This is a genomic window from Bdellovibrionales bacterium, from assembly GCA_016716765.1.
Taxonomy (GTDB): domain Bacteria; phylum Bdellovibrionota; class Bdellovibrionia; order Bdellovibrionales; family UBA1609; genus JADJVA01.
This window is the reverse complement of sequence record JADJVA010000017.1, coordinates 1-14,398: the sequence shown is the minus strand read 5'-3', so window position 1 is coordinate 14,398 and position 14,398 is coordinate 1. Positions and strand designations below refer to the sequence as shown.

Genomic DNA, 14,398 nt, shown 5'->3' with positions numbered 1-14,398 from the left:
AGCGACTCGTATTTTTGGGCGCGAACCGTTATATGTGAGGGACCAACTTGCGGTTATAGTATTCCATTATTAAAGTCTCTTTGGCTTCGCCAAAAAAATGAAAAACCTGTTGCTTATTTTCTTAATAAGAACATAGAGACAAGAGAAGTTGATGTAGAAGTACGGAATTTAAAATCAGGTGATATAGTTGGGCTAGGAACATCTAAAAAGGGATCTGCTACTTGCCCAGTTTGTGGTTACACAACACCTGTTGAACGTATTAGAAATCAATTGTCAGCAAAACAGGGGGGGGTGCTGATGCTAAGCTTATTGCTGTAGTGGTTAATAAAAAAGGAGAGAGTGGTAAATTTTATCGTTCTCCGAACGAAGATGAGATTAAGCAATTTAATAAGCAAAAACGGAGTATTTAATTGAAAAGATAAGATAGAAAATGGTGTTCGATCTATTCCAAAAGAAGAATTAAATCATCTCAGGGGATTTTTTAATGTAGTTCTATATGGGATGCGTGTTTGGGGTGATCTTTTTAGTCCACGTCAAGCACTGTTAATGACAACATTAACTAATCTTGTAAAAGAGGAACAAGAAAAATTAGCGCAAATTGATCCGGAGTTTTCTGGGGCAGTAGCGACATGTCTTGCTTTAGCAATTGGCAAGGTAGCACAATATAATTCATCATGCTGCCGCTGGAAGCCGACTGGTGAAACTTTGGTAGATATGTTTGGTAGGCAAGCTATTCCAATGGTGTGGGATTTTTTTTTTTGCAGAAGCCTATCCATTTAGTGGTAGCACTGGAGATTTTGGACAATATGTAGATGCTTTTTGCGTTGTACTAGAAAGCCTTAGTGGTGTCCTTTCAAAAACTGGTACAGTTCAACAGTCTTCAGCGACAAATCACCCACTACCAGATGATATTGTGGATGCGTTTATAACAGATCCTCCCTATTACGATGCTATTCCATATGCTGATTTGTCAGACTTTTTTTATGTTTGGCTTCGCCGCATGCTTATTGTTGTTCATCCTGATCTTTTAAATGAACCACTTTCTCCAAAGACTGATGAATGTGTAACTCTTGCTCATAGAGCAGCAATGTATCGTCATAAAGACCGAAAATTTTTCGAGCGAATGATGAGTATTGCAACCTCAGAAGGACGCCGTTACACAAAATCGAATGGAATAGGTGTGGTTGTATTTGCTAATAAATCCACGTCGGGTTGGGAGGCGATGCTTACAGCTTTGATTGAGTCAGGTTGGATAGTATCTGCTTCGTGGCCTATAGACACGGAAATGGCTAGCCGCCTTCGTGCTCAAGATTCTGCTGTCCTTGCTTCCTCTGTTCATCTTGTCTACCGTCCACGTGAAAATCCCGATGGTTCTCTCAAAGAACTTATCGGGGACTGGCGTGATGTTCTTGCTGCACTTCCCAAGCGTATCCATGAATGGATGCCACGTCTCGCCGAAGAGGGCGTTGTCGGTGCTGACGCGATCTTTGCCTGTCTCGGTCCTGCCCTGGAAGTTTTCAGTCGCTATAGCCGGGTAGAAAAATCCAGCGGGGAAGCTGTGACTCTCGGTGAATACCTTGAACACGTCTGGGCTGCCGTCTCCCAAGAAGCCCTCTCGATGATTTTCAAAGACCCGGATACGGCGGGCCTGGAAACCCGGACGCCCGGCTAACCGCCATGTGGCTCTGGACGCTGGGTGCAAGTAGCAATGCGAGTGCCGATGATTCGGAAGAATCCGAAGAAGATTCCGATGAAGATTCTGGCAAGGCGGCTAAGGTGAGTGGCTTTACCCTGGAATTTGATGCCGCTCACAAGATCGCCCAAGGTCTTGGGGTGCATCTGGAAAAGTCACCTTCGGTCGTGGAAGTCAAAGGCGATACCGCCAAACTGCTCTCGGTAGCGGAACGGGTGAAGTATCTGTTCGGCAAGGATGCGGAAACCACGGCCACGGGTAAAGCTCCCCGAAAGAAGAAGTACCCGTCCAGCAATCACTTTTTGCTGAACTCCAAACCGCCGAATCCGCCGCACAAACTGAATGGGGCGACGTGCAAGGCCCCAAGCCGGGAATCACGGTTTTGGATCGCCTTCATCAAGCGATGGTATTGTTGCTGCGGGGCGCGGGAAGCGATGAAACGCTTCCTGGTGGAAGAAGGGATTGGCAACGATGCCCGCTTCTGGAAGCTCGCCCAATCGCTCACGGCGCTCTATCCGGGGGAAGCGATGAAAAACGCTGGAGTGGATGGCGTACTCGCACGTAAAGGACTCGGTTTTTAAGGAGAGAACAAGAATGAGCACACCTGAAGCCCTGGTATCAAGTCGTCGTTCCGCGTGAAGACCTGCGCGATAACCGCCCGCTGGATGCGTCTGAATTCGCCGTTCACCTCGATCATATCCGCGAACAACGCGCTCACCCGGACTACCTTGATCCCGCACGATTCTTTGAGCGAACCTACCTGACTCAAGCTTGCTCAAATCTCTCCTCGCAAGTGGTTCGTCGCCTTTCAGGAATCAAGGGTGGAAACCTCGGCGGTGTTCAACATGGCGACGCAGTTCGGCGGGGGGAAAACCCACTCGCTGACCGCGCTCTATCACCTCGCCAAAAGCGGTCACGGGGCGCGGAACTGGAAAGGCGTCGAGAGCATCCTCACCCGTGCTCAAGTGAAGGAAATCCCGCAAGCGGCGGTGGCGGTTTTTGTCGGAACAGAGTTTGACGTTGTTGATGGGCGGGGTGGGGAAGGGGAACCGCGCCGGAAAACCCCCTGGGGGGAGATCGCCTGGCAATTGGGCTGCGAACAAACCTTTGCAGCGGTCGCCCAACATGATGAACAGGGCATTGCTCCAGCGGGAGACACCTTGCGGCGCATGTTGCCTAGTGGCCCTGCGGTCATCCTCATGGATGATGCTGAACTACGTCTCTCTCGCGCGCCGCACGGGGCTGGCCTCCCAACTCTACGATTTCCTTCATAACCTCTCCGAAGAAGCCCGCGCCCGCGATAACCTGGTCCTTTGCGTCTCCATTCCGGCCTCCGAGTTGGAAATGAATCCCGAAGATCAACGCGACTACGATTCCTATAAGAAGCTGCTGGATCGGGTGGGCAAAGCCATTAGCATGTCTTCGGGAACCGAAGTCACCGGGATCATCCGCCGCCGCCTGTTTGATTGGTATGGCTTGCCTCAAGACGGCAAACAAGCGGCTGCGGAATACGGGGCCTGGGCGCACGATCACCAAACCGAACTCGCCAATCTGGGCGGGGAATCACCGGAAGAACTGTTCCTCGCCTGCTACCCGTTTCACCCGTCGCTGATTTCCGTGTTTCAGCGCAAATGGCAAAGTCTGCCGCGCTTTCAACGCACGCGCGGGATTTTGCGCCTGCTGGCTCTCTGGGTCGCGCGGGCCTACCATAAGAACACCAGAAAAATTCACGGGAACCGCTGATCACCCTGGGTTTCCGCTCCCCTTGTGAATCAAACTTTCCGCGACGCCCTGTTTGAGCAACTGGGTTCCGATCAACTCTCCATCCCCGTCACTACGGATATTGTCGGGAAGAAAGACGCTCACGCCGTCCGCCTGGACCGGGAAGCGATAGACGCGATCAAAACGCGCCTCCATCAGCGGGTCGCCACGCGATCTTCTTCGAGAGTAACGGCGGAGCAAAGTCAAACCCGCATGGAAGCCTCGGTTCCAGAAATCCGCGCCGCTATCGGTAATCCCGAAACCAACCTGGCCGACGTGGAAACCGTATTGGAAGGACTCACCGCGAACTGCTTTTACCTGAACTGGGATCGCAACCGCTATCGGTTTGGCCTGCGCCCCAACCTCAATCAAATGCTGGTCACGCGCCGGGGCGCGGTGAAGGATCAGGAGATTGAAGCGCGAATTCAGCAAACCACGCTCGATCTGTTCAAGCTGTGGAGTAAAGCAGTGGATCGGCGTTGCTTCCCGGCCAAGTCGAACGATGTTCCCGACCGCCCGCAATTGGCGCTGGTCGTGCTGGGCTTGGAGCATCAAGCCCAAGAATCGACAACCAAAGCCCTGATTGAAAGTATCCTGCGGGAGTGTGGCACAGCGGGCCGGACCTATAAGTCCGGGCTGCTCTTTGTCGCTCCCGATTATGCAAGCAGCATCATCGAAGCCGCCCGGAATATGCTGGCCTGGGAAGACATTGAAGCGGATGAAGATACCGCTCGGCAACTGGAAGAGCGCAACGCCGCTCGCTCAGCCAAAGCCTGGGTCGCGCCAAGGCCGATCTCAAGGAATCCATCTGGCGAGCCTACCGCCATGTGTTCCTGCTCGGCAAAGACAACACGGTGAAGAGTCTCGACCTCGGTCAAATCACCTCGAGCATGGCCCCGTCGCTCTGCGATCTGGTCATCAACACCCTGGTCAAGGATGACGAAATTACCGCCTCGGTCGGTCCTAACAAACTCATTCGGCTCTGGCCGCCTGCACTGACAGGTGGTCTACCAAAGCGGTGCGGGATGCCTTCTTTGCCTCTCGGCCTTACCCGCTTGCTGGATGCCGGATTCCATCAAGCGCACCATCGCCGATGGCGTGACCTCTAAACTCTTTGGCTACGCCAGCCGGGATGCTGCGGGCAAACTGCAACTGGATCGCTTCGGGAAAGCCTGCTCGAACAGGAAGTGGAAATCAGCGATGATCTCTTTATCCTCCGCGCCCAAGACGCCGAACGGCTCCTGGAACCGCCGCGCGGAGAAACTGATCCTTCAGCCTAGTAGCATCGACATTGGCCTTCGTGAACACGTCACCTTCAAGGTGAGCGGCCTTGACCAATACGGGCAAGGCTGCCGGTGGAAAATGCAACCTGGTCGGCTCCTGATTGCACAATGGGGAACGATGGCAGTTTCAAGTCCAGCGACACGCCCGCCTCTACCTGGTGACTGTGGAAGTGGATGGCCTGCAAGCGGAAACCAAGGTGCGGGTCAAGCAACCGGTGACCGCTGCCCATACGACTTCTGGTGGTGGTGAACAAAACAAGAGGGAAGAGCATCCCACGCCGGCTATGCCGAAAAGAAAATCAATGGAGGTGGGGACGATCCCGTCTCGAAATGGATGAACTTCTATACCAAGGTCATTACCAAGCTCGCGAATTCACCGGGGTTGATGCTGCATGTCAGCTTGGAAGCGCCTGCGGAGAGGAAGCGCTTCGGCAAAGATTGAAGATATCAAGAGCGCTCTGAGAGAGTTGGGGTTGGGTGAGGATGTGAGCTAACCAATATTAAGTCTAGCTCGTTTTAGAGCAGCGCTTATTTTGCCGTCATTTAATAATCGATTCTCAAGCTTTGTAATAGTCTCATCATCTATATCTGGGAGTACTTTCTTTATGTTTATCTTTTACAGCTTTAACTATGTCTTCTTTTGGATTTGGAGGTGCATATTTAGCAATAGTAGAAATGATTTCATCTTTCTTAAGTTGATCAATAACCTCTCCAGCGTTTTCGCAGTATCTACCCATGTTTTTTTAACCCCATACAGGAGATTTCTCTGATTTTGACTCTCGTCAAGAACCCATAAATTATTCCGATTAACTTATCATGCTCCTTTTTCCGCTCCGAAGATTCATGCCAATCTGTAGTGCCTACGCGAGAGAAAAGATTGCCTGTAAGCCATCCTAGTTTGCTTTTGAATTCTGGTTTCAATCTGCCGCGTCCAGCATTTGCAATGGTTTCATAATGTTCTGCCCGAAATGAAACGCTTACTCGTAATAGAACTACTGATGGCACTGCAACTCCAGCCTGCTCGTCTGGGTGAAGGTAGAAGAGTCCTAGAGATTGTTCGTTTTGATTAAAAACTCTTGAGAGTAATTTGGTTGCTTCGTCTTTAGATTCATTTGAGTACACGCAAGGGAGGCTGTTGATGTGCATACAGAATCGAGTAGTGTTGGTAGTATTTCTTCGAGATCGTATTACTGCGAAATTAATATAATGTGCGTTACAGTTATTTTTCTTGCGTCTAACCAAATCGCAGGATTGGGTGATAACCATAAATCCCAAAAATTTCGGATCACAGAAATATGGATGTACTCGTTCACATAAGGCGCGAATACTATCCGTAGATTCTATAATATCACCCTGCTGCAAATCCGAATCGAAGTGAATTTCTCGTACGTCCAATGGACTGGGCCACTATCTTCTTGTAGATGTATCATTCCAATAATCAAACATTGGTATTATTTAGGCTGCTTAGGTGCATATCGAAGTTCGATGAATCCACTTGTTCTCGTAGTTACAACCATCCTTCCTGCTGGTAACGCGTTGAGACTTTGTATTAATCTCAACTTTACTTGGAGGTGATACTTCAGCGCGTATATTGCAGCGATTTGTTATCTAAGTGTTCAGTTAGACTTTTCATGGAGAGCCTCCTGCGTAGGGAGCATTAAAACTTTTTCAAATATGTCCAGGGTAGTGTTTTTTATGGTTTCAATTGGCGTATTGACCCATTCAATTAGATCTTTAATGTTATTTGACTCCCTCTCGAAGTTTAGCGAAACTACACCCAGACTTTTTTCATCACATCTTAATTTCTAAATTTAATTTCCTTGAAGCGGGTTTATAGAACGCTTTAAAACTCAGTCGAGATCTGATATTTCCTATCGGATATGGCTTCGTCTATTTCTGATGCAATATATTTTAAGATTATTTCTGGCATATCTTCTATTTGATAGATGATATTAAAACCTGCCACTTGTATCGGAGTTTCCGGTAGCTCCGTTAATGCTACTGATGCTATTTGCAAGCTCTTTCAAGTTTTCATAGCAAGGCGGCTCAGCAATTATATGTAGTCTTTTTGGCTGCGCCATAATTATAATTGAACCATCTCTCACTCGGTAAGGAGCTATCCCATCAAGTGGAATTTCTACTTGCACAGGAGTATCTTTCGGTTTCTTAAAAAGACGGTATGCTATACCGGCAGGAGTAAGGATAGCCTGATTCCAATAGCCAGCAATAACAACGCTCCAGTCTAAAGCTTCTATATTCATAACGAGCAAGTTTGGAATCCCATTGTTTCGTCTGACAAACAAAGACAAAAACCATATTATAATTATGGCATATGATGGGTAAGTACGTAGCTTGTTCCATCATAATTGAAGATGGTGCGCAATGCTAAGCCAATGATGCTTTTAGTTTAGTGTCATAAATTAATGACAGTTCCTCCCCTTCCCTCCGTTTACCCATGATAATCTATTTTATGTTGCGTAAAAACAAAACCAAGGGTAGGGTGATTCCATGAGCAAAACACCCCGCCAATCCAAGACCATTCCCGTTACTCATCAGGGCGAATTGCCCTTGGCGCTGCCGGGCCGAATAGAACCCGCCGCATTGCCGGGTTCTGTGACCCCTGGACCTGAAACTCTCTCCGTCCGTGCCCTGACCGCTGCGGAATTCCAGGGCCTCGCTGATGTGCCGCCCGAACTGGAATGGTTCGCGAACATCGCGAACGCCAAAACGCGCCGGGCCTACCGCCAAGACGTGGCGGACTTTACCGCCTTCGTCGGGATCGCTTGCCCGGAAGAGTTTCGGATCGTCACTCGTGCGCACTTCATCGCTTGGCGCAAGGATTTGGAGCGGCGCGAACTCGCGCCGTCCACCATCCGGCGCAAGCTCGCCGCGCTCTCCTCGCTGTTTGATTATCTCTGCGAACAGAACGCGATCACGCACAATCCGGTAGACGGCGTGAAGCGTCCCGGGGCCAATAACAACGAGGGCCTGACGCCGGCCCTGGGCGATGCCCAAGCACGGGCCTTACTGGATGCGCCTCCAGCCAATACGTTGAAGGGCCAGCGGGATCGGGCGATCCTGGCCACGCTGCTCTATCATGGCCTGCGCCGGGAAGAACTGTGCAGGCTGCGGGTGCGCGATCTCCAGCAGCGGGAAGGCGTTCTCCATCTGCGGATTGAGGGCAAGGGCGAGAAGATCCGCTTCGTGCCGGTGGCGGCAAAAGCGGCGCGGCTCGTCAAAGAGTATCTGGAAGTAGCCGGGCATGGTGATGACCTTCAGGGGCCGCTGTTTCGTCCGGTAAAAAACAACTCGACCGGAACGCTGAACAAGCCGCTCAACCCGGCCTCGGTCTATCAGGAAGTAGTCCGGCGCTACGGCCAGCAGGTCGGCATCAACGCCGATGTTCACGGCTTCTGCGTGCATTCGTTGCGGGCGACAGCGGCCACGAATGCCTGGAGCACAACGCCGATATTGCCAAAGTCCAGGAGTGGTTGGGGCACGCCAATGTCTCCACCACGCGCCTCTACGATAAGCGGAAGAATCGGCCGGAAGACAGTCCGACATTTCGGGTGGATTACTGAAACCCGCATGGCGGGTTTACTGACTATACTGTTTGTCGGATGACAACGCCTTTCCAGCTTGATGGTAACGCCACCTTTGGTGGAAAACCCGGTCCGTGATGATCACACTTCATCAAGCCGGAACTCTCCTCTGCAACACTTGAATCGCTGCTGTCGGTCTCCAGGCGCGGGGTTAGTGTGCGGTGGGTACGTAGCGGCTGTGGTCCGCGAACTACCCATGCAAGCCTGACAGCCGGCACCCGCCCTCAGGAGAGTTCTGATAATTCTAAACCTGCGCAAACCATTACCTAAATCTAGTTCAAGCGTTAAGCTGGACGTGTCGTCCAGAAGGGTCCTAATAAATCTATCTTCTGCATTATCTCTTGGACTTCTTCTTCCCAGGTATTTGGAGCATCGACATAATGCATAAAGACTTTTGCATCTTGAACACGAAGATATTGTACCAAGTAAGCATTGGCAAGTTTTAAATGACCATCTCTAAAGGCTGCAATAGGTTCAGCTTGGTCTTTGCTAATGCAAAAATCGCATACTAATGCCTGCAACTTATCGTCATATCTGAGCTTGTATGTATTGGGATCGAGAAATTTCCGCTGCATAACGAGCAATCCGGATTGTTTCAGTAAGTTGCCGATAGGCGGAATGTCCAGCGAAGTCGGGTATTTACTAGAGAGGAACTTATTTGCTCTATCACACCATATACCGAATCCTTCTTCACTTTCAGGTAATTCGCTAGCCGTACTCGCATGCCATGAGGACAAATCATTAACATGGCCCGCAATCGAAAAACAAACGTTTTTGTGCTCATATTGTATGCCTATGTTATACGTTACAATCCTATTATCCAGCCGTTTCGCCCATATATCGCATAACTCCTTGATGGCCGCATGTCTTTTGTGCAGATTGGACTGCGAACTGACCTGTGTGCTGCAAAGCGGAAATTATTCACCATGTCTTCAAACGCCACTAGCGCTATATTAGGCGGTAGCGTTATCATGCCGCCCCTCCTTGCTACGAACTTGCAAAGTTCAATCATGTCTGATTCTATATACTGGATTCGAGTCGTATCTCTCAAGAAAGAGTCAAAGCTTATCACATAGCAAGACTGCTCAGTAAAGTTGGCCGCTGGCTGATAAGAAACAGATACTCTTACGCCACTTCCTTCTTTGATTTCGCAAGGAATATATTGGAGCGAATGATACGAGTTGCTACGAGTTTCGATGATTTGTGGTAATAACTCTGCACCTCCCCGCCTCCTAGGTAATCTCCAACGAGAGGGTTGTCTCTATAGTAGTGAGTTATTGCCTTCTTCCATGACTCTATGTCTAAAGCACCATCAAGTCGCCAGAGCTTCGAGTAATCTGTATTCCGACCCGATCTAGAAATATCTTTATCAAGCCGCTCTATCATCGATACTTCCGTCGTATAGCCTGATCGCACCATCCAAGTGAAAGGGTTCGGAAGTCGATGGGTCTATTATGCTGTGTACATAGCGACAACCAAACTTGTCCATCCCTACCAAAGCTCGGAATGTCTCGTAGTTCTTCGCATTCAAGCGTCTTCCTCGATTCTGAAGGTGCCACCAAATCTCAGTTCGCGAGCTCTGTAAGCAAAAAGGCGCTCTTGTTCGTTAGCTTTATAGAGTTGTAACGCCTGGAGAATTTTTGATAAGTTGTCATCAAATTTTGGACCCCACCAATATTCGAGTTCAATAGTCGATAGATGACTTGGCAAGCCCACCATGTCGGGATCGAGCGATATTTTAGCGTGAATTTTCTGATTTCTACTAAGCTCTTGAAGAACTTTAAGAAAACGACTCATTCAACGAGTTCAGCCTGGAAAGTGATCGACGAAAATGATGTGCAAATACAAGCAGTCCATCGTGTTCAAAGACGCCTGGGGCAATTGGGTTGAGTTCTGACAGCGCAATAAGCCCGTCCTTATCTCGCCTAGAGAAAATATCTGGAAAGCATTTTGCCGCCAAGTTGTCCCCTATCAGCGCTGCACAACTAGCCACATGAGGCTGTGCAGTCGCTAAAAGATTTCGGGTATCTTTCTCTCTAAGCTTTGGTATTTGGAAAAATATTCTGAGATCCGTTGACCCAGAGCGTGTTTGGTGGCCTTTGATATCAACTCTATCTTCTTCACTATCTGGGAAGAAGACAATTCCCGCTAGCCGCACCATTCCAGACTCAAGATGGAGAGGACAACCCTTTGACCAAGCAATTGGACGATGACAGTCGCAGCTTATAAAAAGAGGGCACGCCTATCTCCCAGCTCTGTTCGAGCGCAGAAGCAAGAGCTTCGATTGTGAAAACCATCCCATATCTATTGATACCATTGCTATTGAATACAGCTAGGGTTTTGCGCAAATCAGAACTCCTTCTAAATGGATGCTTTGACTAAAATTGATAGAAATTTAGCATTAGAAGCAGATGGTTTGTTGTCTCTACATGCGTCGATTAATACCACATCCCGCCGCCCATTAAGCCCTAAATCATTTAGGACTTTCAGTAATCTTTTAAGATCATTGTCAGTAAAATGAAGTATTGCTTTAATCGATTTTTGTGTCATTCGCTGCTTCATAAATGCTAACTTGATGTTGTAAATTTTGCTTCAACTTTGAATTCGATGCTAGCGAACTCCACTAAAGTTTATCCATACTGCCTTTGGACACTTTGCAATCCACTGGGCCACGCCCATTATTGACCTCACGGTTGACATCAAATGGAGTGGCAAACCATGTTAGACGATACATAATTTGCAGGTCAGATTCACGCTGTATGGGCTTACCTCCCATGTAGAATATTCGGTAACCATCTTGTTTCTCAATCACATCTTTAAGAAAATGTACACGACGAAGAGCTTCCTCAAAGCTATCGCCTAATCTTTAAAATTCAGTACCGGCAAGATGGTTGCCAACAAGTGATTTAATTTGTTCGATGAACTGAAACTCAGTTTCTCGGACTTTCAATCCGCTAATTTCATGGGCCTCGTCCCCGTGGTCCTCTTTGTCTTTAATATAGTAATCTATCAGTTGGGGAAATTGCTCTACCGTAGCTGCTGCTGCCTCGCGGATTTCCTTATCTTTCGCATCTTCGGAAAGGCGTTGAAGAAAATAGTGATTAACCTGCGCCCGTAACTGATCATTCGGCACAGCATTATAGGAGTGTTTGGAATTGGTCCAATGAATCACTGCGATTAATCCAAGCCTCATCTTTCGTTAGGATGTCTTTAGGTGTTAAAGCACGAAATCGGACCAAAGCTGGAAGCTCGTATTGCGCTCCCTCCACCTTTTCGTTGTGTAGTCAAAACTAACTTTATCTATGGAACGACTCGTAGCAGAGAGGAATTGATATGCTCACGAGCAAATGTTTGAGTGTAATTAAGAAGATAGCCCTTAATGAGATTAGTGGTGAAGTCGCTTAAATGATCGCGACCAACACCGTCTCCAAGCAAACACAACTTTTCCAGATGGCTACCACGAGTGATCGTCTCAGCACCAAAGTCCATAAAGACATGATGCAAGTTTTGCAAAGAGCAGATGCGAAATCACCGCCAAGACCGCTACCTTTGTTACCAGTGCGACTAAAACCAAGCCAGTTTTGCCTTACTTCTGGAAAGCGAAACCAGGAGTTAATTAACCCTTTATTGATCGCCGTGTCTCTCGATACGTCACGTAAAAATTTAACATACTTAATAATCTGATCATGGAGCGCGTTATATTCAGTTTGATGACTGTCAAATAAGAGAAATGGGTCAATAAATAGAGGTAAATCATTGATAAGCGAGATATTGAATGCTCCATAATCTTCGAGGACTTTGGGAGCAACTTCAAAGAAGTCTGTAAAGTAAATGCGAGCATCCATCCCCTCTTTAGCTAAACCTGAAGTGCTCATGCGTTAAACATCACCTCACTTCTTGCCGCGACTGGGCCGCTGCGTCAGGGCCGATCCGGCTGCGCTCTTCGCATCCTTGCTCGCCTTCGGATTGCTCAAAACTCTACCCGCTGCGGAAGCTGCTTTCTTACTGGTCACTTCGCTGTTGCTTTTCTTTGCCATAGAATCACCTCATCTATTTGAAACATATATAAATTTTTAATTTGCGATCATTCTCGAAAGCTTATTTTATAGTATGATTATCGAACAAACAAGTATTATTTTGCCTTTTTTGATCTTTCGTGCCAATAATAGGATCAAAGAACAAATTCAGGGAGCGAAGTCATCGCAACCCAAGGCCCAAGCCCAGGAGAGCAAAAGCCATGTCCTTCAACCCAAACACCCTCGGAAGGAGGCTGCGCGAAGCAAGGGAAAACTGCGGATTGAGTCAACAAGTTGCGGCTGATTCCATCGGCATACCGCGAACGGCGGTCACGCAACTTGAGGCGGGCAACCGTGCCGTTTCAACCCTGGAACTGGCCCAACTTGCGGAGTTGTACAAACAGCCTGTAGCCAATTTCTTTGGCGAACAACCTCTTCATGAGGATGATCTACTGGTCGCACTGCATCGGTTGGCTCCGGGCCTCGATACCCGTTCGGATATCAAAGAACAGGTAGAGCGCTGCCTGAGCCTCTGTCGGGAAGGTTGCTCGCTGGAAAAATTATTGGGCCGATCCCCGCGAAGTGGCCCGCCCGCCTATAACTTGTCCGCGCCACGAACGGCCAGTGAAGCCGTTCGGCAAAGGTGAGCAAGTGGCTCTCCAAGAAGCGAAGCGGCTGGCTTGGGTCAGACGCCCATTGCCAACATGGGAGAATTGATCTCGGATCAAAGAATCTGGTCCTCTGGTGTCAACTTGCCTGATGAAATGTCCGGCCTGTTTCTACGCCATACCTCCATCGGCATGGCGATCCTCGTCAATTTGACCATGTTCAGGGGGCGCAAACGCTTTTCCTACGCGCATGGTACGCCCATGCCCTACTCGACCGGGATCCGCACGGCGACGGTCTCGACTCGCGATAATGCTTCCGAACTGATTGAGAAACGGGCGAACGCTTTTGCCGCTGCTTTGCTGATGCCCGGTGAAGGGGTAACGGAGTTCCTCCGCTCTCTCGATAAAGGATTGCCTAGCCGATATGAACAAACGATTTTCGACGTAGCGACGGAGGGGCGGATTGATACTCAAACTCGGCCTATTCCGGGTTCTCAGGCCATTACTCATCAGGATGCGGCAATGCTTGCTCATCACTTCGGGGTGAGCTACCAAGCCACTACTTACCGGCTAAGGGCCTGAACCTGGTTTCACAGCAGAATGCGCCAAACTGCTAGAGCGCGAATCGGAAGGGAAAGGATTTCTGGAATTCTTAAGGATGTTGGATGATCTCGATAAGCCCGAAAGCAGAGAACGGCAAGATCGCGAATTAAAGAGTCAAATCGTTCACCTTGCCATTGAAGCTTATCGCCGGGAAGAGATTTCTCGGGGCAAGCTTCTTTATCTCAGCAAGAAGCTTGAATTACCTGGGCGCAAGCTGATTGAGCTTGCTGAAGCCGTTAAGGAAGATTAGTTACTGGAGTGCTGTTAGTGGAAGGTCCATCGTCTATTGTAATTGCTGATACCTCGGTGCTTATCAACTTCCTTGCAATAGGCCGTATGGACTTGATCAAGCGGCACTCGTGCCGCTTTTTAATCACAGATCATGTACGGCAAGAAATTACAGAACACTACCAAGAACAATTTTCTCGCCTAACAGACGCATTAGAGCAAGGCATTCTTGAAGAAATTTCGGTGACTGATCCAGAAGAAGTTGAAACATTCGCCAAGTTGACCGCACTTGAGAGCTTCGGCAACGGTGAATGTGCCTGTATCGCGGTTGCTCTTCATCGCAGTTACACCTTGGCGATTGACGACAAAAAAGCCATAAAGCAAGCTCGTCTCTCCTGCCCTACTATCAGTATCGCCACCACTGAAGACCTGATGGTATCTATGATCAATACTGGAGTCATTACTGTGAATGTAGCAGACGCCATTAAAGATGAATGGGCTTCATCCTATAGATTTAAGCTCAAGATTCATTCATTTGGTGACCTACTTTAGTCGGCCTTCGGATACGTCTATGTATTTTCCTTAGTCGGGCGTCCGTCCCGGA

Annotated in this window: 15 protein-coding genes and 2 pseudogenes; 10 read left to right on the top strand and 7 right to left on the bottom strand. The window is 48.7% G+C overall.

The features are described from left to right. Nucleotides 1-718 precede the first annotated feature (718 nt). From IPL83_08635 to IPL83_08615, 5 genes are all read left to right on the top strand, one after another. On the top strand, nucleotides 719-1,672 hold the full coding sequence (locus IPL83_08635) for a hypothetical protein (GenBank protein MBK9039212.1): 954 nt from the start codon (nucleotides 719-721) through the stop codon (nucleotides 1,670-1,672). Nucleotides 1,673-1,677: 5 nt separating this feature from the next. Next, nucleotides 1,678-2,274, top strand: a complete 597-nt coding sequence (locus tag IPL83_08630) for a hypothetical protein (protein ID MBK9039211.1) — start codon at nucleotides 1,678-1,680, stop codon at nucleotides 2,272-2,274. A 240-nt stretch (nucleotides 2,275-2,514) separates the two neighbouring features. Further along, a complete protein-coding gene (locus IPL83_08625) occupies nucleotides 2,515-2,967 on the top strand; it encodes a hypothetical protein (protein MBK9039210.1) in 453 nt (150 codons plus the stop codon). Continuing rightward, complete coding sequence (locus IPL83_08620) at nucleotides 2,897-3,436, top strand: DUF499 domain-containing protein (protein ID MBK9039209.1); 540 nt, start codon at nucleotides 2,897-2,899, stop codon at nucleotides 3,434-3,436. Before IPL83_08625 ends, IPL83_08620 begins: the two co-directional genes overlap by 71 nt. Before the next feature lie 24 nt (nucleotides 3,437-3,460). Next, the gene (locus tag IPL83_08615) at nucleotides 3,461-4,312 is read left to right on the top strand and encodes a hypothetical protein (protein ID MBK9039208.1); all 852 of its coding nucleotides are present in this window, start codon (nucleotides 3,461-3,463) and stop codon (nucleotides 4,310-4,312) included. Nucleotides 4,313-4,663: 351 nt separating this feature from the next. Here the strand turns inward: IPL83_08615 and IPL83_08610 are convergent, their stop codons facing one another. From IPL83_08610 to IPL83_08600, 3 genes are all read right to left on the bottom strand, one after another. Continuing rightward, nucleotides 4,664-4,822, bottom strand: a complete 159-nt coding sequence (locus IPL83_08610; protein MBK9039207.1) for a hypothetical protein — start codon at nucleotides 4,820-4,822, stop codon at nucleotides 4,664-4,666. A gap of 493 nt (nucleotides 4,823-5,315) precedes the next feature. Beyond that, on the bottom strand, nucleotides 5,316-5,474 hold the full coding sequence (locus IPL83_08605; GenBank protein MBK9039206.1) for a hypothetical protein: 159 nt from the start codon (nucleotides 5,472-5,474) through the stop codon (nucleotides 5,316-5,318). A 1,215-nt stretch (nucleotides 5,475-6,689) separates the two neighbouring features. Further along, nucleotides 6,690-7,040, bottom strand: coding sequence for a hypothetical protein (locus IPL83_08600; GenBank protein MBK9039205.1), 351 nt, complete (start codon nucleotides 7,038-7,040; stop codon nucleotides 6,690-6,692). A gap of 205 nt (nucleotides 7,041-7,245) precedes the next feature. Here IPL83_08600 and IPL83_08595 point away from each other — a divergent pair. After that, nucleotides 7,246-8,318, top strand: a pseudogene (locus IPL83_08595) (tyrosine-type recombinase/integrase). Nucleotides 8,319-8,623: 305 nt separating this feature from the next. Here IPL83_08595 and IPL83_08590 read toward each other — a convergent pair. The 4 genes and pseudogenes from IPL83_08590 to IPL83_08575 all read right to left on the bottom strand — a co-directional run bounded on the left by IPL83_08590 (nucleotide 8,624) and on the right by IPL83_08575 (nucleotide 12,184). Continuing rightward, complete coding sequence (locus IPL83_08590) at nucleotides 8,624-9,076, bottom strand: hypothetical protein (protein ID MBK9039204.1); 453 nt, start codon at nucleotides 9,074-9,076, stop codon at nucleotides 8,624-8,626. 388 nt (nucleotides 9,077-9,464) lie between these two features. Beyond that, complete coding sequence (locus tag IPL83_08585; GenBank protein ID MBK9039203.1) at nucleotides 9,465-9,725, bottom strand: hypothetical protein; 261 nt, start codon at nucleotides 9,723-9,725, stop codon at nucleotides 9,465-9,467. Between the two features lie 141 nt (nucleotides 9,726-9,866). Then, the gene (locus IPL83_08580) at nucleotides 9,867-10,136 is read right to left on the bottom strand and encodes a hypothetical protein (protein ID MBK9039202.1); all 270 of its coding nucleotides are present in this window, start codon (nucleotides 10,134-10,136) and stop codon (nucleotides 9,867-9,869) included. 564 nt (nucleotides 10,137-10,700) lie between these two features. After that, nucleotides 10,701-12,184, bottom strand: a pseudogene (locus IPL83_08575) (hypothetical protein). Between the two features lie 392 nt (nucleotides 12,185-12,576). Here IPL83_08575 and IPL83_08570 point away from each other — a divergent pair. The 4 genes from IPL83_08570 to IPL83_08555 all read left to right on the top strand — a co-directional run bounded on the left by IPL83_08570 (nucleotide 12,577) and on the right by IPL83_08555 (nucleotide 14,346). Further along, entirely contained in the window at nucleotides 12,577-13,002 is a 426-nt protein-coding gene (locus tag IPL83_08570; protein ID MBK9039201.1) for a helix-turn-helix domain-containing protein, read from the top strand. Between the two features lie 33 nt (nucleotides 13,003-13,035). After that, complete coding sequence (locus IPL83_08565) at nucleotides 13,036-13,545, top strand: ImmA/IrrE family metallo-endopeptidase (GenBank protein MBK9039200.1); 510 nt, start codon at nucleotides 13,036-13,038, stop codon at nucleotides 13,543-13,545. 76 nt (nucleotides 13,546-13,621) lie between these two features. After that, nucleotides 13,622-13,816, top strand: coding sequence for a hypothetical protein (locus IPL83_08560; GenBank protein MBK9039199.1), 195 nt, complete (start codon nucleotides 13,622-13,624; stop codon nucleotides 13,814-13,816). A gap of 17 nt (nucleotides 13,817-13,833) precedes the next feature. Beyond that, nucleotides 13,834-14,346: a hypothetical protein gene (locus IPL83_08555; protein MBK9039198.1), complete on the top strand. Its 513-nt coding sequence runs from the start codon at nucleotides 13,834-13,836 to the stop codon at nucleotides 14,344-14,346. Nucleotides 14,347-14,398 lie beyond the last annotated feature (52 nt).